The following is a 21,501-nucleotide window of genomic DNA, read 5'->3' as shown; positions in this document are numbered from 1 at the left end:
TGATTGACCTCAATCCAGCCCATGCCGCAGGCTGGCGGCTGCGGCAAAAGGCCCGACCACGAAACTCACCAGCGACAGCGCGCACAGGATCGAGAACGGGGTTCCAAACGACAGCGGGCCCGTTATCGCGGCTTGCGAGGCTGCGACACCGAAAATCAGCACGGGAATCGATAATGGCAGCACCAGCACGGCCAAGAGCAGCCCGCCGCGGTGCAATGTGACGGCGAGCGCCGCCCCGATCATGCCGGTAAAGGTGAGCGCGGGGGTTCCCGCCAGCAGCGTCAGCGCCACCGCCAACGTCGCGGTGCCATCGAGATTGAGCAACAGCCCGAGCACGGGCGTCGCTACGATCAGCGGCAGTCCGGCGGCAAGCCAATGCGCCAGCGCCTTTGCCGCGCAGGCGAGTTCCAGCGGCGTCCGGCTCATGACAATGAGATCGAGCGAGCCGTCCTCGTGGTCGGCCGTGAACAGCCGATCGAGGGTCAAAAGGCTCGCGAGCAGCGCGCCGAGCCAGAGGATCGCGGGCCCCAGCCGCGAAAGCAGCGCCAAGTCCGGCCCCACCGCGAACGGCATCAGCACGGTGACGGTGAGGAAGAACAACACGCCGATCAGCGCGCCGCCGCCGACACGCAGCGCAATCCGGATGTCGCGCCGAATCAGTGCCGAGAGCGCGGTCATGACCCGGCCCCCATGCGCATTTCCCTTGCGTCGATGCCGAGCGGGGTGTGGGTGGCGGCGATCAAGATGCCGCCGCCTGCGAGATGATCGCGCATCAAATTGACGAAGAGGTCCTGGCCCTTGGTGTCGAGCGCGGAGGTCGGTTCGTCCAGCAGCCAGACCGGCCGACGTGCGACCAGTAGCCGCGCGATCGACAGCCGCCGGCGCTGGCCGGCGGAGAGATAGGCCGCCGGCAGATGCGTGGCATGATCGAGGCCGACGGAGGCGAGGCATCGGCCGGCGTCATCAGATTCGCCGCCGAGAAAATCCCGCCAGAAGGAAAGATTTTCGAGCACGCTCAGCGCCGGCTTCAGCGCGTCGCGATGGCCGAGATAGTGGGCCTGCTCGGCCACCGTCAGTTCAGCCGCGCCGCCATCGAGCGTGATCGCGCCGTCCGACGGCATCAGGAGGCCGGCGATCACGCGCAACAGCGAGGTCTTGCCCGAGCCGTTAGGGCCGGTGATGGCGAGTGCTTCGCCCGATGACGCCGCAAAGTCTAATCCCGAAAACACTTCGCGGCCGCCCCGCACGCATCGCAAGTTGTGTCCCGAGAGCCGCATCATCCCCTCGCAGCCTCTAGATCTGGCCGAGCATAATCTGCGCGCAAACGGTTCGCGTTTGTCGCGGGGAAAACCGATCCCCACTTTTTCGGATCATGCTCAAAGAAATCTTTCGCTAGCCGTTGAGAATTTTTGGGTGGCGCAAGGCTGTGGCGCGCTCGTCGGTGTGGCGGCGCTTCTAGAAAGATTCTATAAGCCCCGGAACTTGATGCAGCACACTATCGGTCTCCGCAAGCGGGAAGCCGACCTCGCCGCTGCCGGTATAAAAATACCCTTGCCGGGTATAACGGAATAAGTGGGATTTCCTCGCATGACATCGCTCGACAGCTTCAAATGCCGCAAGACCCTGAAGGTCGGTGGCAAGACCTACGTCTATTACAGCCTGCCTACGGCAGAGAAGAACGGTCTGAAGGGCATTTCGAAGCTGCCATACTCGATGAAGGTGCTGCTTGAAAACCTTCTGCGCAACGAGGACGGCCGCACCGTCAAGAAGGAAGACATTGTCGCGGTCAGCAAATGGCTGAGGAAGCGCAAGCTCGAGCATGAAATTGCGTTCCGCCCCGCGCGCGTGCTGATGCAGGATTTCACGGGCGTTCCCGCCGTGGTCGATCTCGCGGCGATGCGCAATGCGATGCAGAATCTCGGCGGCGATGCGGAGAAGATCAACCCGCTGGTGCCGGTCGACCTCGTCATCGACCACTCCGTGATCGTCAACTTCTTCGGCGACAACAAGGCTTTTGCCAAGAACGTGGTCGAGGAATACAAGCAGAATCAGGAGCGCTACGAGTTCCTGAAATGGGGCCAGAAGGCCTTCTCGAACTTCTCGGTGGTGCCGCCCGGCACCGGCATCTGCCACCAGGTCAATCTCGAATATCTGGCCCAGACGGTCTGGACCAAGAAGGAGAAGATGACGGTCGGCAAGAAGACCGGCACCTTCGAAGTCGCCTATCCCGATTCGCTTGTCGGAACTGATTCGCACACCACCATGGTCAACGGCCTTGCCGTGCTCGGCTGGGGCGTCGGCGGCATCGAGGCGGAAGCCTGCATGCTCGGCCAGCCCTTGTCGATGCTGCTGCCCGAAGTGGTCGGCTTCAAGCTCAAGGGCCAGCTCAAGGAGGGTGTCACCGCGACCGACCTGGTGCTGACCGTGACGCAGATGCTGCGCAAGCAGGGCGTGGTCGGCAAGTTCGTCGAGTTCTTCGGCCCCGGCCTCGACTACCTCTCGGTCGCGGACAAGGCGACGATCGGCAACATGGCGCCGGAATATGGCGCGACCTGCGGCTTCTTCCCGGTGGACGCCGCGACCATCGATTATCTGAAGACCTCCGGCCGCAAGGCGGACCGCGTCGCGCTGGTCTCGGCCTACGCCAAGGCGCAGGGACTGTTCCGCACGGCGAAATCGACTGATCCGAAGTTCACGGAAACCTTGACGCTCGATCTCAAGGACGTCGTGCCGTCGATGGCGGGCCCGAAGCGTCCCGAGGGCCGCATCGCCCTGCCGACGGTTGCCTCCGGTTTCGCGACCGCACTCGCCAGCGAATACAAGAAGGCCGATGATGCGGCGAAGCGCTACCCGGTCGAAGATCGCAAATTCGATCTCGGCCATGGCGACGTCGTGATCGCTGCGATCACCTCCTGCACCAACACCTCCAATCCCAGCGTCCTGATCGGCGCCGGCCTCTTGGCGCGCAATGCGGTCGCCAAGGGCCTGAAGGCGAAGCCCTGGGTGAAAACCTCGCTCGCCCCGGGCAGCCAGGTTGTCGCGGAATATCTCGCCAATTCCGGCCTGCAGGCCGATCTCGACAAGGTCGGCTTCAACCTGGTCGGCTTCGGCTGCACCACCTGCATCGGCAATTCCGGCCCGCTGCCGGAAGAGATTTCGAAGTCGATCAACGACAATGGCATCGTTGCTGCTGCCGTGTTGTCGGGCAACCGCAACTTCGAGGGCCGCGTCAGCCCCGATGTGCAGGCGAATTATCTCGCCTCGCCGCCGCTGGTCGTGGCGCACGCGCTGGCGGGCACCGTCACCAGGGATCTCGCGGTCGAGCCGATCGGCGAGGGCAAGGACGGCAAGCCGGTCTACCTGAAGGACATTTGGCCGACCGCGAAGGAAATCAACGCCTTCATGAAGAAGTTCGTCACCGCGTCGATCTTCAAGAAGAAATACGCCGACGTGTTCAAGGGCGACACCAACTGGCGCAAGATCAAGACGGTCGAGAGCGAGACCTATCGCTGGAACATGAGCTCGACCTATGTGCAAAACCCGCCTTATTTCGAGGGCATGAAGAAGGAGCCCGAGCCGATCACCGACATCGTCGAGGCGCGGATCCTCGCCATGTTCGGCGACAAGATCACGACCGACCACATCTCGCCGGCCGGTTCGATCAAGCTGACTTCGCCCGCCGGTAAATTCTTGAGCGAGCATCAGGTGCGGCCCGCCGACTTCAACCAGTACGGCACGCGGCGCGGCAACCATGAGGTCATGATGCGCGGCACCTTTGCCAATATCCGCATCAAGAACTTCATGCTCAAGGGCGCCGACGGCAACATTCCGGAAGGCGGAAATACCAAGCACTGGCCCGACGGCGAGCAGATGTCGATCTACGATGCCGCGATGAAGTACCAGGCGGAAGGCGTGCCGCTCGTTGTGTTCGCCGGCGCCGAGTACGGCAACGGCTCCTCGCGCGACTGGGCTGCCAAGGGCACCCGCCTGCTCGGTGTTCGCGCAGTGATCTGCCAGAGCTTTGAGCGCATCCATCGCTCCAACCTGGTCGGCATGGGTGTGCTGCCACTCACCTTCGAGCCGGGCACGTCGTGGCAGTCGCTGGGCATCAAGGGCGACGAGAAGGTCACGATTCGTGGCTTGCAGGGCGATCTGAAGCCGCGTCAGATGCTGACGGCGGACGTCACCTCCAGCGATGGCTCGGTGCAGCATGTCCCGCTGCTTTGTCGCATCGATACGCTCGATGAGCTCGATTACTATCGCAACGGCGGCATCCTGCACTATGTGCTGCGCAAGCTCGCGGCCTAACGCGGATTTGTGATCGGTGCCTCACTGCTACGTGAATGGCTAGGAAAATGCGGGCGGCCTATGAAAAAGGCCGCTTTCGCACGTCAGGGGCATACACACTCTTCAGGGTCGTCTCTCATGCCCCGTACAAGTACGGATGGAAATCATCACGATCGGTTCTCACTATGACAGCGATGATGGCCTATAATCGTCTTTCGCTTTGGTCCGGTGCGCTCAGTGTTTGCGCCATTATCGCGATCATCCGACCTGCTCACGCCGATCCGCGTGCGGTCGTCGAGCTCTTCACCTCGCAAGGTTGTTCGTCCTGTCCGCCCGCCGACAAGATCATCGGCGAACTCGCCAAGGACCCTGATGTCATCGCGCTCAGCATGCCGATCGACTACTGGGACTATCTAGGGTGGAAGGACACGCTGGCCGATTCGCGCTTCAGTGCGCGCCAGAAAGCCTATTCGCATGTGCGCGGCGACCGCGACGTCTACACGCCGCAAGTTATCGTTAACGGCTCAGCGAAGGTGATCGGCAGCGATCGCGTCGGCATCGAGACTGCGATCAAGGATACCGCGACTGAGGGCGTGATGTCGGTGCCGGTGACGATGTCGCTGTCCGGCAAGCAGATCAATGTCTCGGTGGCTGCGAGCAACGGGCCGCGCGTCAAGCATGGCGAAGTCTGGATCTGCTCGATCTCCAAGGCGGTGCCGATCTCGATCGGGCGCGGCGAGAATCGCGGCCAAGAGATCACCTACCACAACGTGGTGCGCAATCTCCTGAAGGTCGGCGACTGGAACGGCAGCGCGGGAAGCTGGACCGTGCCGATCGAGAACATCACGCGTGAAGGTGTGGATGCCGCCGTTGTCTATGTCCAGGACGGCAATCGCGACAAGCCCGGCCCGATGCTCGGCGCGGCCATGACGCCGCTGCGGTAAGGCCTAGGATCAAGCCCACCACACTTTGTCATTCCGGCGCACGCATCGCGCGAACCCGGAATCTCGCGCATCACTTCCAGATTCCAGGTTCACGCTGGCGCGCGCCCCGGAATGACGTATCGCGAGGGAACCCCAAAAAAGAAAAGGACCAACTCTCGTTGGCCCAGTCAAAAGGGAGTTAACTCCCCTGCGAACAGGCCCGGCTCCGACGGCCCCGGGGGGCTGGGGGCTGAGGAATCCGGAACCGAAAGAACCGGGCCAACGCAGGATTTCCTTGTCGCAGGGTAGCGGGGCGGGCGATGGGCGGAAGTGGGGCAGCAATATGATTCTTTCTAACGATACTGTGACCCCTGGAAAATTTTCCCATATGTCGCGCGGCCGGCTGCGAACCCTTGCGGCGCTGGCCGGTTAGCGCAATCATGTCAGCCGGATGACAGGAGGCGCTTGATGATATTGATATCGGAGGACACCGATCCAAGCGGGCTTCGCGCGGCGGCGCGGCCCGCCGCCACCAGCCCGCTACAGAACCGCGTCACGTTCAATCGCCTCGAACTCAATCGGATCCTCAATCTCTATGGCCGCATGGTCGCCGATGGCGAGTGGCGCGATTACGCCATCGACTTCCTGAAGGAGCGCGCCGTATTCTCGGTGTTCCGCCGCTCCTCCGAAGTCCCGATCTATCGAATCGAGAAGGACCCGCGGCTCGCCCGCAAGCAGGGCATGTACAGCGTGATCTCGGCGACCGGCCTGATCCTGCGCCGCGGCCATGAGCTGGAGCGCGTGCTGCTCGTGATCGACCGCAAGCTGGCGGTCGTTTAAGGCCGCCGCGTCCGTCATTCCGGGGCGCGAAGCGAACCCGGAATCTCGTGCGGCAAATTGAGCTCTCACCAACCTCTGGATTCCGGGTTCGCGCTTACGCGCGCCCCGGAATGACGGAGAGCTAACGCCGTCCCGGATCCTCTGAGGGCACCGTGGTCGCGCCGGCGCCGAGCGCGCGCTGCATCATCACCGTGTCGAGCCAGCGGCCGAACTTCAAGCCGACGCTCGGGTGGGTTCCGATCAGCGTGAAGCCGGTCTTGAGGTGAACGCCGATCGAGCCGGCGTTGGCGGAGTCCCCGATCACCGCGATCATCTGCCGGTAGCCGCGCGCCTCGCATTCGCTGATCAGCCGCTGCAGCAGTTGCAGGCCGACGCCGCGGCGGTGGATCGAGGGATCCAGATAAATCGAATTCTCCACCGTGAAGCGATAGGCCGGACGCGGGCGGTAGGCGGCGGCATAGGCATAGCCGACCACGCGTCCGTCAAGGACGGCGATGAAATAGGGAAAGCCGCCATCTGTCAGCGCCCTGAAGCGGCGCGTCATCTCCGAAAGGTCCGGCGGGACCAGCTCGAACGTCGCGGTGCCGAAGCGCACGGCGTGCTCGTAAATCGCAGTGACGGAGGGAAGGTCGGCCTCAGTGGCGGGCCTGATCTCGGCGGCGGACATGGCGGCAAGATAGCAGCAGGTTTCCGGGGAGCAACGCTCTCGTTGTCCGTCATGGCCGGGCTTGACCGGGCCATCCACGCCTTTCTCGCCCATGGTCACAAAGGACGTGGATGCCCGGGGACGAGCCCCGGCATGGCGGACTGAGCGCGCAAACGAAAAGCCCCGGCGGTGAGGCCGGGGCTTCGATCGTTGGTTATGCCGGAGGCGCTTAGTCGCGCTGTCCGAGGAGCTGCAGGAGCAGCGTGAACAGGTTGATGAAGTTCAGGTAGAGCGAGAGTGCGCCGGTGATCGCCGCACGCTCGGCAATCGCGCCACCCTGCGAGGCGTAGCCGTAGATGTAGTCGTTCTTCAGCCGCTGCGTATCCCAGGCGGTGAGGCCCGCGAACACCAGCACGCCGACCACCGAAACGATGAACTGCAGCGCCGAGCTCGCCAGGAACAGGTTGACCAGGCTGGCGATGATGATGCCGATCAGGCCCATGAACAGGAACGAGCCCATGCCGCTCATGTCACGCTTCGTGGTGTAGCCGTAAAGGCTGAGCGCACCGAAGGTCGCCGCGGTGATGAAGAACACCCGTACGATCGAGGTGTGCGTATACACCAGGAAGATCGACGACAGCGAGAGGCCCATCAGCGCCGAGAACACCCAGAACAGGAGCTGGGCAGTCGCGGGCTGCAGCCGGTTGATGCCGGCCGAGATCACGAACACCATCACCAACGGCGCGAGGATGAACAGCCACTTCAGCGGGCTGACGAACATCGCGTAGCCGAACTGCGTCAGGTAGGCGCTGCCGAACTTCGCCACGGCTGCGGACGGATCCGCCGTCACCGCCGCCATATAGACGCCGAGCGCGGCGAGGCCCGTGATCGCGAGGCCGATGGACATGTAGTTGTAGATGCGCAGCATGTAGGCGCGCAGACCGGCGTCGACCGTCGCAGTGTCAATGCGACCGGCGGCCCGGCCGAAGGGAGAAGCATAGTTACGGTCTAGGTCCGACATGGTCGAATTCCCGTGGTTGTTCCGGTCGCAAGGGATTTGCGGGACCGGGTGTAATCTATCTCAGATAGCGCGGCCTGCGGACATTAAAATCCATGTCATCAAACCGCCCATCCGACCCGAAGCGTATGTGGGAAACTAACACAACCGCCGCAAGCTTCCACGCGCGGCTGAATGTCGCTCTGGCCCTTACTTCAAGGCAAAACCGGTATTAATCGAGCTCGTTCCCCGCTTCATATTGTCACAAATTCCGCAACACGGCGGCTGGCTTCTGATTCAACGCCAAAAGCGTGCCGGCCAGCCCGAGCCCGACCGTGACGATCAGGGCTGCAACCACCACCGCCGCGGCGCTGCCGGCCTCCCAGACGAAACTCAGCGTCATCAGCCGGGTGACGATCAGCCAGGCGGCGATCGAGCCGGCGAGCACGCCGAACAGCGCGGTGGCGAAGCCGATCATCAAATATTCGAGCGCATAGGCGCCCAGCAGGCGGGCGCGGGTGGCGCCGAGCGTCTTCAGGATCACCGCGTCATAGACGCGGTGGCGGTGGCCGGCGGCGAGTGCGCCGCCCAGCACCAGGATGGCCGAGATCAGCGTCACCGCGCTGGCGCCGCGGATCGCCAGCACCAGATTGGTGACGACGCTGCCGATGGTCTCCAGCGCCTCGCGGACCCGGACGCTCGTCACCATCGGGAAAGCGTCGGCGACCCGCTTGATGATACGGGCGTCGTCGGAAGGGGACGGATGCGCCTCCGTCAAGGTCGCGACATGGCTGTGCGGGGCGCCCTTGAAGGCGTTCGGCGAAAACACCAGCACGAAATTGATGCCGAGCCCCTGCCAGTCGATGTTGCGGAGATTGGCGATCTTCGCCGAAATGTCGCGGCCGAGCACGTTGACGACGATCTCGTCGCCGATCTTGAGCCTCAGCCCGTCTGCGATCTTCTTCTCCATCGAGACCAGCGGCGGGCCGTGATAGTCGGCGCCCCACCATTCGCCCTCGACGATCTTCGAGCCTTTGGGAACCTCCCCGGTGTAGGTCAGGCCGCGGTCGCTCTGCAGCACCCATTCGGCGTCGACCGATGGCTTCAGCTCGTCCGCCTTGACGCCGCGGGCGGCGACGATGCGCCCGCGCAGCATCGGCACATCCTCGACCGTCCCGTCCGGCGTGGTCTGCTTTAGAAAAGCGCTGAACCGGTCGGCCTCGGTGGAGGGAATATCAATGAAAAAGAACGAGGGGGCGCGGTCGGGCAGGGCGGCGAGGAACTGGCGGCGCAGATTACCGTCGATCTGGGTGATGGTGACGAGCACGGCGAGCCCGAGGCCGAGCGAAAGCACCACCGATGGCGTCAGCGCGCCGGGCCGGTGGATGTTGGCGACCGCCAGCCGCACCATGGTGATGCGGCTACGCGGCAGCCGCCGCGCCAGCGCCATCAGGCCGGCAGCGATCAAACGGAGCAGCACGAAGACCGCGATGGAGGAGGCGACGAACACCGCGGCGATGCGCTTGTCGTAGGAAAGTCCGATCGCAACCGCGATCAGCAGCGCGATCACTGCGCCCATCAGTGCGAGATAGCTCCAGCGCGGCCGGTGCCATTCGCTCGCGACCGTATCGCGGAACAGCGCCGCCACCGGCACGTCGTGCACCCGGCCGAGTGGCCACAGCCCGAACGCCAGCGCGGTCAGGAGGCCGTAGACGAACGACAATGCGAGTTCATCGGGATGCAGCGCCGGGATCACCGGCAGCGGCAGCAGCTTCCCGAACACGCCGACGATGACGAAGGGCAGGGCCGCGCCAAGCGCAAGCCCGATCACCGAGCCGATGGTGGCGAGCACGATCACCTGCGTCAGATAGATCGTGAAGACGTCGCGGCCGGTGGCGCCGAGCGCCTTGAAGGACGCGATGACGTCGCGCCGGCGATCGATATGACTTTTGACGGCGTTGGCGACGCCGACGCCGCCGACCAACAGCGCGGCGAGGCCGACCAGGGTCAGGAACTGGGTGAAGCGATGGATGTTGCGCTCGAGCTGCGGCGAGGCGTTGTCGCGGCTGCGGATCTCCCAACCGGCTTCGGGCAGCGCATTGCGCGCGCTATCGATGAATGTGCCGGTCGCGCGCTCGTCATTGGCATTGGCCGGCAGCTTCACGCGATAGACCCAGCGCACCAGGCTGCCGGGCTGCAGCAACCCGGTTGCACGCAGTCCCGCCTCGCTGACGAGGAAGCGGGGCCCAAGGCCCACGCCGCCGACGAGCTTGTCCGGCTCGGCCTCGATCACGCTGCGGATCTGGAACGTCGCGCCACCGATGGTGACGTCGTCACCGAGCTTCAGGTCAAGCCGCGCCAGCAAGGTCGAATCGACACCGGCGCCGAACACGCCATTGCGTTCGGCGAAGAGGTCGGGGACCGGCATCTTCGGATTGAGCGTCAGTTCGCCGAGCAGCGGATAGGATCCGTCGACGGCCTTGAGCTCGACCAGCGCCAGCGTGCCCGCCGGATTGCGCGCCATCGCGCGCAGCGTTGCCCCGACTGAGAGGTCGCCATGTGTGCGCAGGAACGCGATTTCGGCCGGCTTGGCCTCGCGCTGCATCAGGGAAAAGCTGACGTCGCCGCCAAGCAGCGTCCGGCCCTCGCGCGTAAGCCCTTCGCTCAGGCTTGCCGCCACTGAGCCGACGCCGGCGATGGCCATCACGCCGAGCGCGATGCAGGCGATGAAGACATAGAAGCCGCGCAGGCCGCCGCGCAACTCGCGCAGCGCATAGCGGAGCGCTAGCGACGGGGCGCGGCTCGTCGTGGCAGCCTCGACAGCAATGCTCATGTTGCGGACTGTCCGTCGATTCGTCCCGAGCGCAGCCGCACCACGCGGTCGCAGCGCTGTGCCAGCGAAGAGTCATGGGTGACGAGCACCAGCGTCATGCCGCGCTCGGCATGTTTGGTGAACAGGAGGTCGACAATCTGCTTGCCCGTTGCCTCATCGAGATTGCCGGTCGGCTCGTCCGCGACCAGGATCGCAGGATCGGGCGCCAGCGCACGCGCGAGCGCGACGCGCTGCTGCTCGCCGCCGGAGAGCTGCGTCGGATAGTGGTGCAGCCGGTGGCCGAGGCCGACCGATGTCAGTTCCGCGGCGGCGCGCTCGGCGGCGTCGGGATTGCCGGCGAGTTCGAGCGGCACCGCGACATTTTCCAGCGCCGTCATGGTGGGGATCAGGTGGAACGACTGAAAGACGATGCCGACCTGGCGCCCGCGGAAACGCGCCAGCGCGTCCTCGTCCAGCGTATTGAACGGCGTGCCGCTGACCACTACCTCGCCGCTGTCAGGACGTTCCAATCCCGCCATCACCATCAACAGCGTCGACTTGCCCGAGCCTGACGGCCCGATCAGTCCGATCGCTTCACCCGATGCCACACGAAGGCTGATATCTTTCAGGATATGAACCCGGGCCGCACCGGTGCCGAGCGAGAGGTTGACGTTGGAAATGGAAATGGTGTCCGGCGCGACGCCGGAGAGCGAAGAGGATTCTATGAGACTGTCCATGGCTCGGTCATATGGCACTTCCGCTGCGCGGGTCGAGGGCCGGATTGCGACCCTCGTGCACATACTTGTGTTGATTGTGACCTTGATGACGGTGGCTACGGCAACTGCACAGGGACAATCGGCCGGGGCGGCCAAAGCGGTCAAGATGGTCGTGCTGGGCGATTCCTTGAGCGCCGGCCTCGGTCTTCCCGCCAATGCCGCGTTCCCCGCGAAGCTGCAAAAAGCCTTGGAAGCCAAGGGGATAAAGGTTGATATGACCAACGCCGGGGTGTCCGGCGACACCGCCTCCGGCGGCCGCGAGCGGCTCGATTGGTCGGTGCCCGAGGGAACCGACGCCGTTATCCTCGAACTCGGCGCCAACGACGGGCTGCGCGGCACCGATCCCGCGGTGACCCGTGCCGCTCTCTCCGACATTCTGTCGCGGCTGAAGGCGCGCGGAGTAGCGGTGCTTATCTGCGGCATGGTTGCGCCGCCCAACTACGGAAGCGACTATGCGGCGCGCTTCAATGCGATCTATCCGGAGCTTTCGAAATCCTTCGGCGTGCCGCTTTACCCGTTCTTTCTTGAGGGTGTCGCGGCCGACGCCAAGCTCAACCAGGCCGACGGCATGCATCCCACCGCCGATGGCATCGACATCATCGTAAAAAATATGCTGCCCACGGTGGAGGCATTTGTTGGCACGATCTCTGGGCAGCGGAGTTGAAAAGCAGGCAGTGGACAAGCCTGGCTTGCGGTTTTTCCGTAGGTTTACGAGCTGTTAATGTCGCATGCTTCGCAGAGTCATATAAGTCGGCTAGAAATAATCACCGGTGATTCGCTGCCGGGCTATTCTCAGCGAGGGCTCTTCGAGCTCACGCTCTGCATCGAGGATCTTGCGATGCCGCGTCTGTTCACTGGACTGGAAATCCCGGCCGAGATTGGCCAGACCCTTTCCGGCTTGCGTGGCGGCCTTCCCGGCGCACGCTGGATCGATCCCGAAAATTACCACGTCACCTTGCGCTTCATCGGCGATATCGACGGCGTCTCCGCCAACGAGATCGCCTCGATGCTGCTGCGGATCAACCGCAAGCCGTTCGAGGTCAAGCTCAAGGGGCTATCGAGCTTCGGCGGACGCAAGCCGCGCGCGGTCGTTGCCTCCGTCGAGCCGAGCAAGCCGCTGATCGACCTGCAGGCCGAGCTTGAGCGGTTGATGCAGCGGATCGGGCTCGATCCGGAAGGGCGCAAATTCACGCCGCATGTCACGCTGGCGCGGTTGCATGACGCTTCGAGCCAGGACGTCGCCGACTATCTCTCGGTGCGCGGCTATTTCCCGAGCCGCACCTTCCTGGCTTCGCGCTTCGTGCTGTTCTCCTCGCGCGCCTCCACCGGCGGCGGACCCTATGTGGTCGAGGATTCCTACGCGCTGAGCGCGTGAACGCCTCCCGCTTGAGGTCGGGGCGGCAATGGCGACGTGGGAATGCCCCGGGGGCCAATCACCGGGGCATGACCGCCGTTAGAATTTGTCATAGCCCCGGCCCCATTCGCGGCTTGCAATTTTTCGTCCCATAGGGCCGAAAGGAGGCATGCTCTCCACCTCGCCGAGTTCCTTCCGCGCGCATTATCAGGCTCTCATTGACTCCGGGGCGATTGAAGCCGATCCGGAGCAGGCTCGCGTCGCCGACGCCTTCGGTGCGCTCGAGGACCGCTTGGCAAGCTACAAGCCCTCGCGCAAGCAGGGCCTGTTCGGCCGGCTGTTCGGCGGCGACAAGAACGAGCCGCCGCGCGGGCTGTACGTCCATGGCGAGGTCGGCCGCGGCAAGACCATGCTGATGGACCTGTTCTTCCAGCAGTGTCCGATCGAGCACAAGCGCCGCGCCCATTTTCACGAGTTCATGGCCGAAGCGCATGAGCGGATCTACGGTTATCGGCAGCAGATCGCGCGCGGCGAGATCGCCGATGCCGACGTGATCGCGCTCACCGCGCAGTCGATCTTCGATGAAGCCTGGCTGCTCTGCTTCGACGAATTCCACGTCACCGACATCGCTGATGCGATGATCCTGGGGCGGCTGTTCGCGAAACTGTTCGAGCTCGGCACCGTCGTGGTCGCGACCTCCAACGTTGCGCCAGAAGATCTCTACAAAGGCGGCCTCAACCGCGCGCTGTTCCTGCCCTTCATCGCGCAGATCTCCGAGCACATGGACGTGCTGCGGCTCGATGCGCGCACCGATTTCCGTCTGGAAAAACTTGCCGGCGGGAAGATGTGGCTGGTGCCGGCCGACGAGGAGGCGGAGGCCGCGCTGAATACGGCCTGGGTCCGGATGACCGGCAATGCGCCCTGCAAGCCGCGCGATATTCCGATCAAGGGGCGCATCCTGCAGGTGCCCTGCTCGTCGCATGGCGTGGCGCGTTTCAGTTTTGCCGAGATTTGCCAAAAGCCGCTGGCGGCCTCCGACTATCTGAGGCTCGCGCACGATTATCACACCATTCTGATCGACCGGATCCCGGTGATGGATCTGACCGATCGGAATGCCGCCAAGCGCTTCATCTCACTGATTGATACGCTCTATGACAATGCCGTGAAACTGATGGCCTCTGCCCAAGCGAACCCGGTGTCGCTTTACCTCGCGACCGAAGGTGTTGAGGCCAACGAATTCAAGCGCACGTCCTCGCGCCTGATCGAAATGAGCTCGGCCTCCTATCTGGCGCTTCCGCACGGGAAGCGAAAGGATTCCACGGCCAGCGGCTCGAGCACGGGGCTGGTGGAGACTTAAGTGCCACACGCAGTCATTCCGGGGCGCGCGCCAGCGCGAACCCGGAATCTGGAGATCGTGGTGCGAGATTCCGGGTTCATCGCTGCGCGATGCCCCGGAATGACGGACGTGCTGGTATGCCTCTGATCAGGATGTGCAGCCGGCCCGACAATTGGGCATGGCCGCGACTTGAATGGATCATTCGAAAGGGATAACCAGCGATCCAGTCTGCTATCCATCCTCCTCTTTGTGCTCAAAGGACAGATTTCCCATGGCGCGCGACAAGATTGCTTTGATTGGCTCCGGCCAGATCGGCGGAACGCTGGCTCACATCATCGGCCTGAAAGAGCTTGGCGACGTCGTGCTGTTCGACATCGCCGAGGGCGTGCCGCAGGGCAAGGCGCTTGATATCGCGCAGTCCTCGCCGGTCGACGGCTTCGATTCCAATCTGGTCGGCGCCAATTCCTACGAGGCGCTCGATGGCGCCAAGGTCTGCATCGTCACCGCCGGCGTGCCGCGCAAGCCTGGCATGAGCCGCGATGATCTCCTGAGCATCAACCTGAAAGTGATGGAGCAGGTCGGCGCGGGCATCAAGAAGTATGCCCCCGATGCCTTCGTCATCTGCATCACCAACCCGCTCGACGCCATGGTCTGGGCGCTGCAGAAGGCCTCGGGCATGCCGAGCAAGAAGGTTGTCGGCATGGCGGGCGTGCTCGACTCCGCACGCTTACGCTATTTCCTCGCGGACGAATTCAACGTCTCGGTCGAGGACGTCACCGCCTTCGTGCTTGGCGGCCATGGCGACACCATGGTGCCGCTGGTGCGCTATTCCACCGTCGCGGGCATCCCGCTGCCCGATCTGGTCAAGATGGGCTGGACCTCGCAGGCGCGCATCGACGAGATCGTCGACCGCACCCGCAATGGCGGCGCCGAGATCGTCAACCTCCTGAAGACCGGCTCGGCCTTCTACGCGCCGGCGGCGTCCGCGATCGCGATGGCCGAGAGCTATCTGAAGGACAAGAAGCGCGTGATGCCCTGCGCCGCCTATCTCAACGGGGAATACGGCGTGAAGGATATGTATGTCGGCGTGCCCGTGGTGATCGGCTCCAAGGGCGTCGAGCGCGTGGTCGAGATCGAGCTGGCCGGCAAGGACCGCGAGGCGTTCGACAAATCGGTCGGCGCGGTGCAGGGTCTCGTCGACGCCTGCAAGAAGATCGCGCCCGATCTGCTCGGTCATTGATTTCGTTCAGTTTTCGGCCCCGATCGGGGCCGAAAGCGTTTCTGGGTTGCAGTTCTTTTGGTATGTGGTATGCCAACTACCAAGGTGAACTGTAGAACTCGCCGTAGAGGGTTTTGGGGAGCGTCCCGATGAATATCCATGAATATCAGGCCAAGGCATTGCTGCACGACTTCGGCGTGCCGATCTCGCGCGGCGTACCCGTGCTGAAGCCTGAGGATGCCGAGGTGGCGGCCAAGACGCTTCCCGGCCCGATCTGGGTGGTGAAGAGCCAGATCCACGCCGGCGGCCGCGGCAAAGGCAAGTTCAAGGAGGCCTCCGCCGGCGACAAGGGTGGCGTTCGCATCGCCAAGTCGGTGGCCGAGGTTGCCGCGTTCGCCAAGCAGATGCTCGGCGCGACGCTCGTGACCGTGCAGACCGGGGCGCATGGCAAGCAGGTCAATCGCCTCTACATCGAGGAAGGCTCCGAGATCGACAAGGAGTTCTATCTCTCGATCCTGGTCAACCGCGAGACCAGCGAAGTCTCGTTCGTGGTCTCGACCGAAGGCGGCGTCAACATCGAGGACGTCGCGCACTCGACCCCGGAGAAGATCATCACCTTCTCGGTCGATCCGGCCACCGGCATCATGCCGCACCACGGCCGCACCGTCGCGAAGGCGCTGAACCTTTCCGGCGATCTCGCCAAGCAGGCGGAAAAGCTCGTGAGCCAGCTTTACGCCGCGTTCACCGCCAAGGACATGGCGATGCTGGAGATCAATCCGCTCGTCGTCACCAAGCAGGGACAACTGCGCGTGCTCGATGCCAAGGTGGCGTTCGACGACAACGCCATGTTCCGCCATCCCGAGGTCGCGGCCCTGCGCGACGAGACCGAGGAGGACGCCAAGGAGATCGAGGCCTCGAAATACGACCTCAATTATGTGGCGCTCGACGGCACCATCGGCTGCATGGTCAACGGCGCCGGGCTTGCCATGGCGACCATGGACATCATCAAGCTCTATGGCATGGAGCCCGCGAACTTCCTCGACGTCGGCGGCGGTGCTAGTGTCGACAAGGTGGCCGCGGCGTTCAAGATCATCACCGCGGATCCCAACGTGAAGGGCATCCTGGTCAACATCTTCGGCGGCATCATGAAGTGCGACGTGATCGCCGAGGGTGTCGTCGCTGCGGTCAAGCAGGTTGGCCTGAAGGTGCCGCTGGTGGTGCGGCTCGAGGGCACCAATGTCGAGCAGGGCAAGAAGATCATCAACAATAGCGGTCTCAATGTCCTGCCCGCTGATAATCTCGATGACGCCGCGCAGAAAATCGTGAATGCCGTCAAGGGAGGCTAGCAATGGCTCAGGACCATCTCGCCGCACCGTCACCGCTTCCGGAGCACAAGAAGCTCGGGGTATTTGCGGGTGAATGGGCCGGCGAGGAGGTGGTCTATCCGTCGCGCTGGAACGCGGGCGGTCCCGCCACCTCGCATGTGGTGGCACGCATCGATCTCAACGGCTTTTATCTGATCCAGGACACGCGCCAGACGCGCGACGGCCTGGAGATATTCGCCACCCACGCCCTGTTCACCTATGACCGCGACGACCGGCTCTACAAATTGTTCTGGCACGATTCGCTCGGCTACTACCCGCCGTCGCCGGCGTCCGGGAGTTGGGTCGGCAAGACGCTGACCCTCGTGCGCGGCTCGCTGCGCGGCAACGCGCGTCACCTCTACGAGGTCGTCGACGACAACAGCTACACCATGAAGATCCAGTTCTCGCCCGACGCGGAAGGATGGGCCGACGTGCTCACCGGCGTGTATCGGCGTGTCCACTAAGCCTGATCCGGCTCAAACCAAGTTAAACCTGTCACCGGCGTTTCGCGAAAGCATCTGAAGACATGTCCATCCTGATCGACAACAACACCAAGGTCATCTGCCAGGGTTTCACCGGCAAGAACGGCACCTTCCATTCGGAAGCGGCGATCGCTTACGGGACCAAGATGGTCGGCGGCACTTCGCCCGGCAAAGGCGGCTCGACCCATCTCGGCCTGCCGGTGTTCGACACGGTGCGCGAGGCGCGCGAGAAGACCGGCGCCGATGCGTCGGTGATCTATGTGCCGCCGCCGGGCGCGGCGGACGCGATCTGCGAGGCGATCGATGCGGAGATCCCGCTGATCGTCTGCATCACCGAAGGCATCCCGGTGCTCGACATGGTGCGCGTCAAGCGCTCGCTGTCAGGCTCGAAGTCGCGATTGATCGGGCCGAACTGCCCGGGGGTCATGACCGCCGGCGAATGCAAGATCGGTATCATGCCGGCCAACATCTTCCGGCCCGGCAGTGTCGGGATCGTTTCCCGCTCGGGCACGTTGACCTACGAGGCCGTGTTCCAGACCTCGCAGGAGGGGCTTGGGCAGACCACGGCCGTCGGCATCGGCGGCGACCCGGTCAAGGGCACCGAGTTTATCGATGTACTGGAAATGTTCCTGAAGGACGAGGCTACCAAGTCGATCATCATGATCGGCGAGATCGGCGGCTCGGCCGAGGAGGACGCCGCCCAGTTCATCAAGGACGAAGCCAAGCGGGGCCGCAAGAAGCCGATGGTCGGCTTCATCGCCGGGGTCACCGCCCCTCCCGGCCGCCGCATGGGTCATGCCGGCGCGATCATCTCCGGCGGCAAGGGCGACGCCGGTTCCAAGGCCGCGGCCATGGAATCGGCTGGAATCACCGTTTCCCCGTCGCCTGCACGGCTTGGACATACCCTTGCCGCAAAATTGAAGTCCTGATTCAGTCCTTGGTTCTTTTCGGCGCGAAGTTTAGGATTAAATAGGGTAAACCATCCTATCTCAGCCAGCCGGCCCTTCCAGGCCGGCTGCTTGCGCCGTCACTTGCGCGCGAACCGAAAATCACCAGGACGCTATCATGTCTCGCCAGGACGCGAACGCCGCTTTTGCCCTTTCCTCCTTTTTGCAGGGTACCAACGCCACCTACATCGACGATCTCTACGCCCGCTACGAGCAGGACCCGGCATCGGTCGACACGGACTGGCAGGATTTCTTTAAGAGCCTGAAGGACACCCCCGCGGACGTCCAGAAGAACGCGGAAGGCCCGTCCTGGAGCCGTCCCAACTGGCCGGCGACGCCGCGCGACGACCTGACCTCGGCGCTGGACGGCAACTGGGCACAGGTCGAGAAGGCCGTCGGCAACAAGATCGCCGCCAAGGCGCAGGCCAAGGGCGCCGAGCTCTCGGCCGCCGACGTCAACCAGGCGACGCGCGATTCGGTGCGGGCATTGATGCTGATCCGCGCCTACCGCATGCGCGGCCATTTCCACGCCAAGCTCGATCCGCTCGGCATCGAGGCGCCGCGCGACCGCGAAGAGCTCGATCCGCGCACCTACGGGTTCACGGAAGCCGATTTCGACCGCAAGATCTTCCTCGATCACGTGCTCGGGCTCGAATACGGCAACTTGCGCGAGATCGTCGCGATCTGCGAGCGCACCTACTGCCAGACGCTCGGCGTCGAGTTCATGCATATCTCCAATGCTGCGCAGAAGGCATGGATCCAGGAGCGCATCGAGGGTCCGGACAAGGAGATCAGCTTCACCCCTGAGGGGCGCCGTGCGATCCTGAACAAGCTGATCGAGACCGAAGGCTTCGAGAAGTTCTGCGATGTCAAATTCACCGGCACCAAGCGCTTCGGCCTCGATGGCGGCGAGTCGCTGATCCCGGCGCTGGAGCAGATCATCAAGCGCGGCGGCAATCTCGGCGTGAAGGAGATCGTGGTCGGCATGCCGCATCGCGGCCGCCTCAACGTGCTGACCCAGGTGATGGGCAAGCCGCACCGCGCGCTGTTCCACGAATTCAAGGGCGGTTCGGCCAATCCGGACGCGGTCGAAGGCTCCGGTGACGTCAAGTATCATCTGGGCGCGTCGTCCGACCGCGAATTCGACGGCAACAGCATCCATCTGTCGCTGACTGCAAACCCCTCGCATCTCGAGATCGTCGACCCCGTGGTGCTCGGCAAGGTGCGCGCCAAGCAGGACCAGCATGGCGATCCGCCGGACATGCGCATTTCGGTGTTGCCGCTGTTGATGCATGGCGACGCGGCGTTTGCCGGCCAGGGCGTGGTGGCGGAATGCTTCAGCCTGTCGGACCTGAAGGGTTATCGCACCGGCGGCTCGCTGCACTTCATCGTCAACAACCAGATCGGCTTCACCACCTATCCGCGCTACTCGCGCTCCTCGCCCTATCCGTCCGACGTGGCGAAGATGATCGACGCGCCGATCTTCCATGTGAACGGCGACGATCCGGAAGCGGTGGTGTTCGCGGCCAAAGTCGCGATCGAGTTCCGCCAGAAGTTCCACAAGCCCGTGGTCATCGACATGTTCTGCTACCGCAGGCATGGCCACAACGAGGGCGACGAGCCGGCTTTCACCCAGCCGGTGATGTACAAGAAGATCGCTTCGCATCCGTCTACGCTGGAAATCTATGCCAAGCGGCTGATCGCCGAAGGCGTCGTCACCGAGGGCGAGGTCGAGAAGGCCAAGGCCGACTGGCGCGCCCGGCTCGATGCCGAGTTCGAGGCCGGTGCCAGCTATAAGCCGAACAAGGCCGACTGGCTCGACGGCAAATGGGCCGGCTTCAAGATCGCGGACCAGGAAGAGGATGCGCGCCGCGGCGTCACCGGCGTCGACGTCGCCGTGCTCAAGGACATCGGCCGCAAGATCACCAAGGTGCCGGATGGTTTCCGCGTCCACCGGACCATCCAGCGCTTCCTCGATAACCGTGCGAAAGCAATCGACAGCGGTGTCGGCATCGACTGGGCGACCGGCGAGGCGCTGGCGTTCTGCTCGCTGCTGGAGGAAGGCCATCACGTTCGCCTGTCCGGCCAGGATTCGGAGCGCGGCACCTTCTCGCAGCGCCACTCGGTCTTGATCGACCAGGAGGATGAGAGCCGCTACACGCCGTTCAACCATCTCGGCGTCGACCAGGGCCACTACGAGGTCATCAACTCGCTGTTGTCGGAAGAAGCGGTGCTCGGCTTCGAATACGGCTATTCGCTCGCCGAGCCGAATGCGCTGGCGGTCTGGGAAGCGCAGTTCGGCGATTTCGCCAACGGCGCCCAGGTGGTGTTCGACCAGTTCATCTCGTCGGGTGAGCGCAAATGGCTGCGCATGTCCGGCCTCGTCTGTATGCTGCCGCATGGTTATGAAGGCCAGGGACCGGAACATTCCTCGGCCCGTCTCGAGCGCTATCTGCAGATGTGCGCCGAGGACAACATGCAGGTGGTCTACCCGACCACGCCGGCCAACCATTTCCATGTGCTGCGGCGGCAGTTGCACCGCGAGATCCGCAAGCCGCTGATCATGATGACGCCTAAGTCGCTGCTGCGGCACAAGCGCGCCGTCTCGCGGCTCGAGGAGCTGGCCAAGGGTACGACCTTCCACCGCATCCTCTACGACGACGCCCAGATGCAGGCTGACGAGAAGATCAAGCTGCAGCCGGATGCCAAGATCCGCCGCGTCATCCTGTGCTCGGGCAAGGTCTATTACGACCTCTACGAAGAGCGCGAGAAGCGTGGCATCGACGACATCTATCTGCTGCGGATCGAGCAGCTCTATCCGGTGCCGCTGAAGGCGCTGGTGCAGGAGCTCAGCCGCTTCAAGGGCGCCGAGGTGGTGTGGTGCCAGGAAGAGCCGCGCAACATGGGTGCTTGGCACTTCATCGAGCCTTATCTCGAGTGGGTGCTGAACCAGATCCACGCGCCGAACAGGCGTCCGCGCTACGCCGGCCGCGCGGCCGCCGCGGCGACCGCCACGGGCTTGATGTCGAAGCATCTTGCGCAGCTCAAGGCGTTCCTGGACGAGGCGCTGAACTAACATTCAATCCGTCGTGCCCCGCGAAAGCGGGGCATCCAGTAGTCGGCGCCGCCGCTGCTTGATTGCAGCCGCCGCGGGCTACCGGCTCCTCCGCCCCGGTGCGCCATGGCGCACAAGGCGGAGGATGACAGCTAGAGTTTATGACCGCACAGGTTGTTTTAAGGAAACGAGACCATGACTGAAATCCGCGTTCCGACGCTAGGCGAATCCGTGACCGAGGCCACCATCGGCCGCTGGTTCAAGAAGGCCGGCGATGCCGTTGCCGTCGATGAACCCTTGGTCGAGCTCGAGACCGACAAGGTCACGATCGAGGTGCCGGCGCCTTCCGCCGGCACGCTCGGCGAGATCATCGCCAAGGACGGCGAGACCGTCGCGGTCGGCGCGCTGCTCGGCCAGATCAATGATGGCGCCGCAGGTGCTGCCGCCAAGCCGGCCGCTGCGC

The 21,501-nt window shown here is 63.7% G+C and carries 18 protein-coding genes; 12 read left to right on the top strand and 6 right to left on the bottom strand.

Features of this window, described 5'->3' with window-relative positions; all coding sequences use genetic code 11:
- Positions 1-9: 9 nt before the first annotated feature.
- Positions 10-678: a heme exporter protein CcmB gene (gene ccmB / locus CWO89_RS16455; RefSeq protein ID WP_130579831.1), complete on the bottom strand. Its 669-nt coding sequence runs from the start codon at positions 676-678 to the stop codon at positions 10-12.
- Positions 675-1,277: a heme ABC exporter ATP-binding protein CcmA gene (ccmA, locus tag CWO89_RS16450; protein ID WP_130579840.1), complete on the bottom strand. Its 603-nt coding sequence runs from the start codon at positions 1,275-1,277 to the stop codon at positions 675-677. Before ccmA ends, ccmB begins: the two co-directional genes overlap by 4 nt.
- Before the next feature lie 310 nt (positions 1,278-1,587).
- Between ccmA and acnA the strand changes: the two genes are divergently transcribed.
- From acnA to CWO89_RS16435, 3 genes are all read left to right on the top strand, one after another.
- Positions 1,588-4,308 carry an aconitate hydratase AcnA gene (acnA, locus tag CWO89_RS16445; RefSeq protein WP_130579830.1) on the top strand — a complete coding sequence of 907 codons (2,721 nt, stop codon included), beginning with the start codon at positions 1,588-1,590 and terminating at the stop codon, positions 4,306-4,308.
- A 164-nt stretch (positions 4,309-4,472) separates the two neighbouring features.
- The gene (locus tag CWO89_RS16440) at positions 4,473-5,231 is read left to right on the top strand and encodes a DUF1223 domain-containing protein (RefSeq protein WP_130579829.1); all 759 of its coding nucleotides are present in this window, start codon (positions 4,473-4,475) and stop codon (positions 5,229-5,231) included.
- A 447-nt stretch (positions 5,232-5,678) separates the two neighbouring features.
- A complete protein-coding gene (locus tag CWO89_RS16435) occupies positions 5,679-6,050 on the top strand; it encodes a DUF2794 domain-containing protein (protein WP_130579828.1) in 372 nt (123 codons plus the stop codon).
- A gap of 121 nt (positions 6,051-6,171) precedes the next feature.
- On the opposite strand, the gene CWO89_RS16430 is transcribed toward CWO89_RS16435, so the two are convergent.
- The 4 genes from CWO89_RS16430 to CWO89_RS16415 all read right to left on the bottom strand — a co-directional run bounded on the left by CWO89_RS16430 (position 6,172) and on the right by CWO89_RS16415 (position 11,242).
- Complete coding sequence (locus CWO89_RS16430; RefSeq protein WP_130579839.1) at positions 6,172-6,717, bottom strand: GNAT family N-acetyltransferase; 546 nt, start codon at positions 6,715-6,717, stop codon at positions 6,172-6,174.
- A gap of 208 nt (positions 6,718-6,925) precedes the next feature.
- Positions 6,926-7,717, bottom strand: coding sequence for a Bax inhibitor-1/YccA family protein (locus CWO89_RS16425; protein WP_130579827.1), 792 nt, complete (start codon positions 7,715-7,717; stop codon positions 6,926-6,928).
- A 238-nt stretch (positions 7,718-7,955) separates the two neighbouring features.
- Positions 7,956-10,526 (bottom strand): ABC transporter permease, encoded by a 2,571-nt coding sequence (locus CWO89_RS16420; protein WP_130579826.1) that lies wholly within the window; start codon positions 10,524-10,526, stop codon positions 7,956-7,958.
- Entirely contained in the window at positions 10,523-11,242 is a 720-nt protein-coding gene (locus CWO89_RS16415; RefSeq protein WP_130579825.1) for an ABC transporter ATP-binding protein, read from the bottom strand. Before CWO89_RS16415 ends, CWO89_RS16420 begins: the two co-directional genes overlap by 4 nt.
- A gap of 55 nt (positions 11,243-11,297) precedes the next feature.
- On the opposite strand from CWO89_RS16415, the gene CWO89_RS16410 reads away from it, so the two are divergent.
- The 9 genes from CWO89_RS16410 to CWO89_RS16370 all read left to right on the top strand — a co-directional run.
- The gene (locus tag CWO89_RS16410; RefSeq protein WP_130579838.1) at positions 11,298-11,945 is read left to right on the top strand and encodes an arylesterase; all 648 of its coding nucleotides are present in this window, start codon (positions 11,298-11,300) and stop codon (positions 11,943-11,945) included.
- Between the two features lie 174 nt (positions 11,946-12,119).
- Complete coding sequence (gene thpR / locus CWO89_RS16405) at positions 12,120-12,656, top strand: RNA 2',3'-cyclic phosphodiesterase (protein WP_130579824.1); 537 nt, start codon at positions 12,120-12,122, stop codon at positions 12,654-12,656.
- Positions 12,657-12,804: 148 nt separating this feature from the next.
- Positions 12,805-13,992 carry a cell division protein ZapE gene (gene zapE / locus CWO89_RS16400; protein WP_130579823.1) on the top strand — a complete coding sequence of 396 codons (1,188 nt, stop codon included), beginning with the start codon at positions 12,805-12,807 and terminating at the stop codon, positions 13,990-13,992.
- A gap of 250 nt (positions 13,993-14,242) precedes the next feature.
- Complete coding sequence (gene mdh, locus CWO89_RS16395; RefSeq protein WP_130579822.1) at positions 14,243-15,211, top strand: malate dehydrogenase; 969 nt, start codon at positions 14,243-14,245, stop codon at positions 15,209-15,211.
- A 128-nt stretch (positions 15,212-15,339) separates the two neighbouring features.
- A complete protein-coding gene (gene sucC, locus CWO89_RS16390; protein ID WP_130579821.1) occupies positions 15,340-16,536 on the top strand; it encodes an ADP-forming succinate--CoA ligase subunit beta in 1,197 nt (398 codons plus the stop codon).
- A 2-nt stretch (positions 16,537-16,538) separates the two neighbouring features.
- A complete protein-coding gene (locus CWO89_RS16385; protein ID WP_130579820.1) occupies positions 16,539-17,018 on the top strand; it encodes a DUF1579 family protein in 480 nt (159 codons plus the stop codon).
- A 62-nt stretch (positions 17,019-17,080) separates the two neighbouring features.
- Positions 17,081-17,965, top strand: a complete 885-nt coding sequence (sucD, locus tag CWO89_RS16380; RefSeq protein ID WP_130579819.1) for a succinate--CoA ligase subunit alpha — start codon at positions 17,081-17,083, stop codon at positions 17,963-17,965.
- Positions 17,966-18,101: 136 nt separating this feature from the next.
- A complete protein-coding gene (locus CWO89_RS16375) occupies positions 18,102-21,059 on the top strand; it encodes a 2-oxoglutarate dehydrogenase E1 component (protein WP_130579818.1) in 2,958 nt (985 codons plus the stop codon).
- A gap of 174 nt (positions 21,060-21,233) precedes the next feature.
- Positions 21,234-21,501: biotin/lipoyl-containing protein (locus tag CWO89_RS16370; protein WP_283813535.1), on the top strand; the 268-nt coding region annotated here is incomplete at its 3' end.

Origin of the sequence: Bradyrhizobium sp. Leo170, assembly GCF_004296405.1 — a bacterium.
Taxonomy (GTDB): domain Bacteria; phylum Pseudomonadota; class Alphaproteobacteria; order Rhizobiales; family Xanthobacteraceae; genus Bradyrhizobium.
This window is presented reverse-complemented; position numbering and strand designations above follow the sequence as displayed.

Bases quoted from the DNA above. Each gene is read 5' to 3' on its own strand.
- CWO89_RS16385 (WP_130579820.1), top strand. From the start codon at position 16,539: ATGGCTCAGGACCATCTCGCCGCACCGTCACCGCTTCCGGAGCACAAG.
- mdh (WP_130579822.1), top strand. From the start codon at position 14,243: ATGGCGCGCGACAAGATTGCTTTGATTGGCTCCGGCCAGATCGGCGGA.
- ccmA (WP_130579840.1), bottom strand. From the start codon at position 1,277: ATGCGGCTCTCGGGACACAACTTGCGATGCGTGCGGGGCGGCCGCGAA.
- thpR (WP_130579824.1), top strand. From the start codon at position 12,120: ATGCCGCGTCTGTTCACTGGACTGGAAATCCCGGCCGAGATTGGCCAG.
- CWO89_RS16430 (WP_130579839.1), bottom strand. From the start codon at position 6,717: ATGTCCGCCGCCGAGATCAGGCCCGCCACTGAGGCCGACCTTCCCTCC.
- sucD (WP_130579819.1), top strand. From the start codon at position 17,081: ATGTCCATCCTGATCGACAACAACACCAAGGTCATCTGCCAGGGTTTC.
- CWO89_RS16435 (WP_130579828.1), top strand. From the start codon at position 5,679: ATGATATTGATATCGGAGGACACCGATCCAAGCGGGCTTCGCGCGGCG.
- CWO89_RS16420 (WP_130579826.1), bottom strand. From the start codon at position 10,526: ATGAGCATTGCTGTCGAGGCTGCCACGACGAGCCGCGCCCCGTCGCTA.
- zapE (WP_130579823.1), top strand. From the start codon at position 12,805: ATGCTCTCCACCTCGCCGAGTTCCTTCCGCGCGCATTATCAGGCTCTC.
- CWO89_RS16440 (WP_130579829.1), top strand. From the start codon at position 4,473: ATGACAGCGATGATGGCCTATAATCGTCTTTCGCTTTGGTCCGGTGCG.
- ccmB (WP_130579831.1), bottom strand. From the start codon at position 678: ATGACCGCGCTCTCGGCACTGATTCGGCGCGACATCCGGATTGCGCTG.
- sucC (WP_130579821.1), top strand. From the start codon at position 15,340: ATGAATATCCATGAATATCAGGCCAAGGCATTGCTGCACGACTTCGGC.
- CWO89_RS16415 (WP_130579825.1), bottom strand. From the start codon at position 11,242: ATGGACAGTCTCATAGAATCCTCTTCGCTCTCCGGCGTCGCGCCGGAC.
- CWO89_RS16425 (WP_130579827.1), bottom strand. From the start codon at position 7,717: ATGTCGGACCTAGACCGTAACTATGCTTCTCCCTTCGGCCGGGCCGCC.
- CWO89_RS16375 (WP_130579818.1), top strand. From the start codon at position 18,102: ATGTCTCGCCAGGACGCGAACGCCGCTTTTGCCCTTTCCTCCTTTTTG.
- acnA (WP_130579830.1), top strand. From the start codon at position 1,588: ATGACATCGCTCGACAGCTTCAAATGCCGCAAGACCCTGAAGGTCGGT.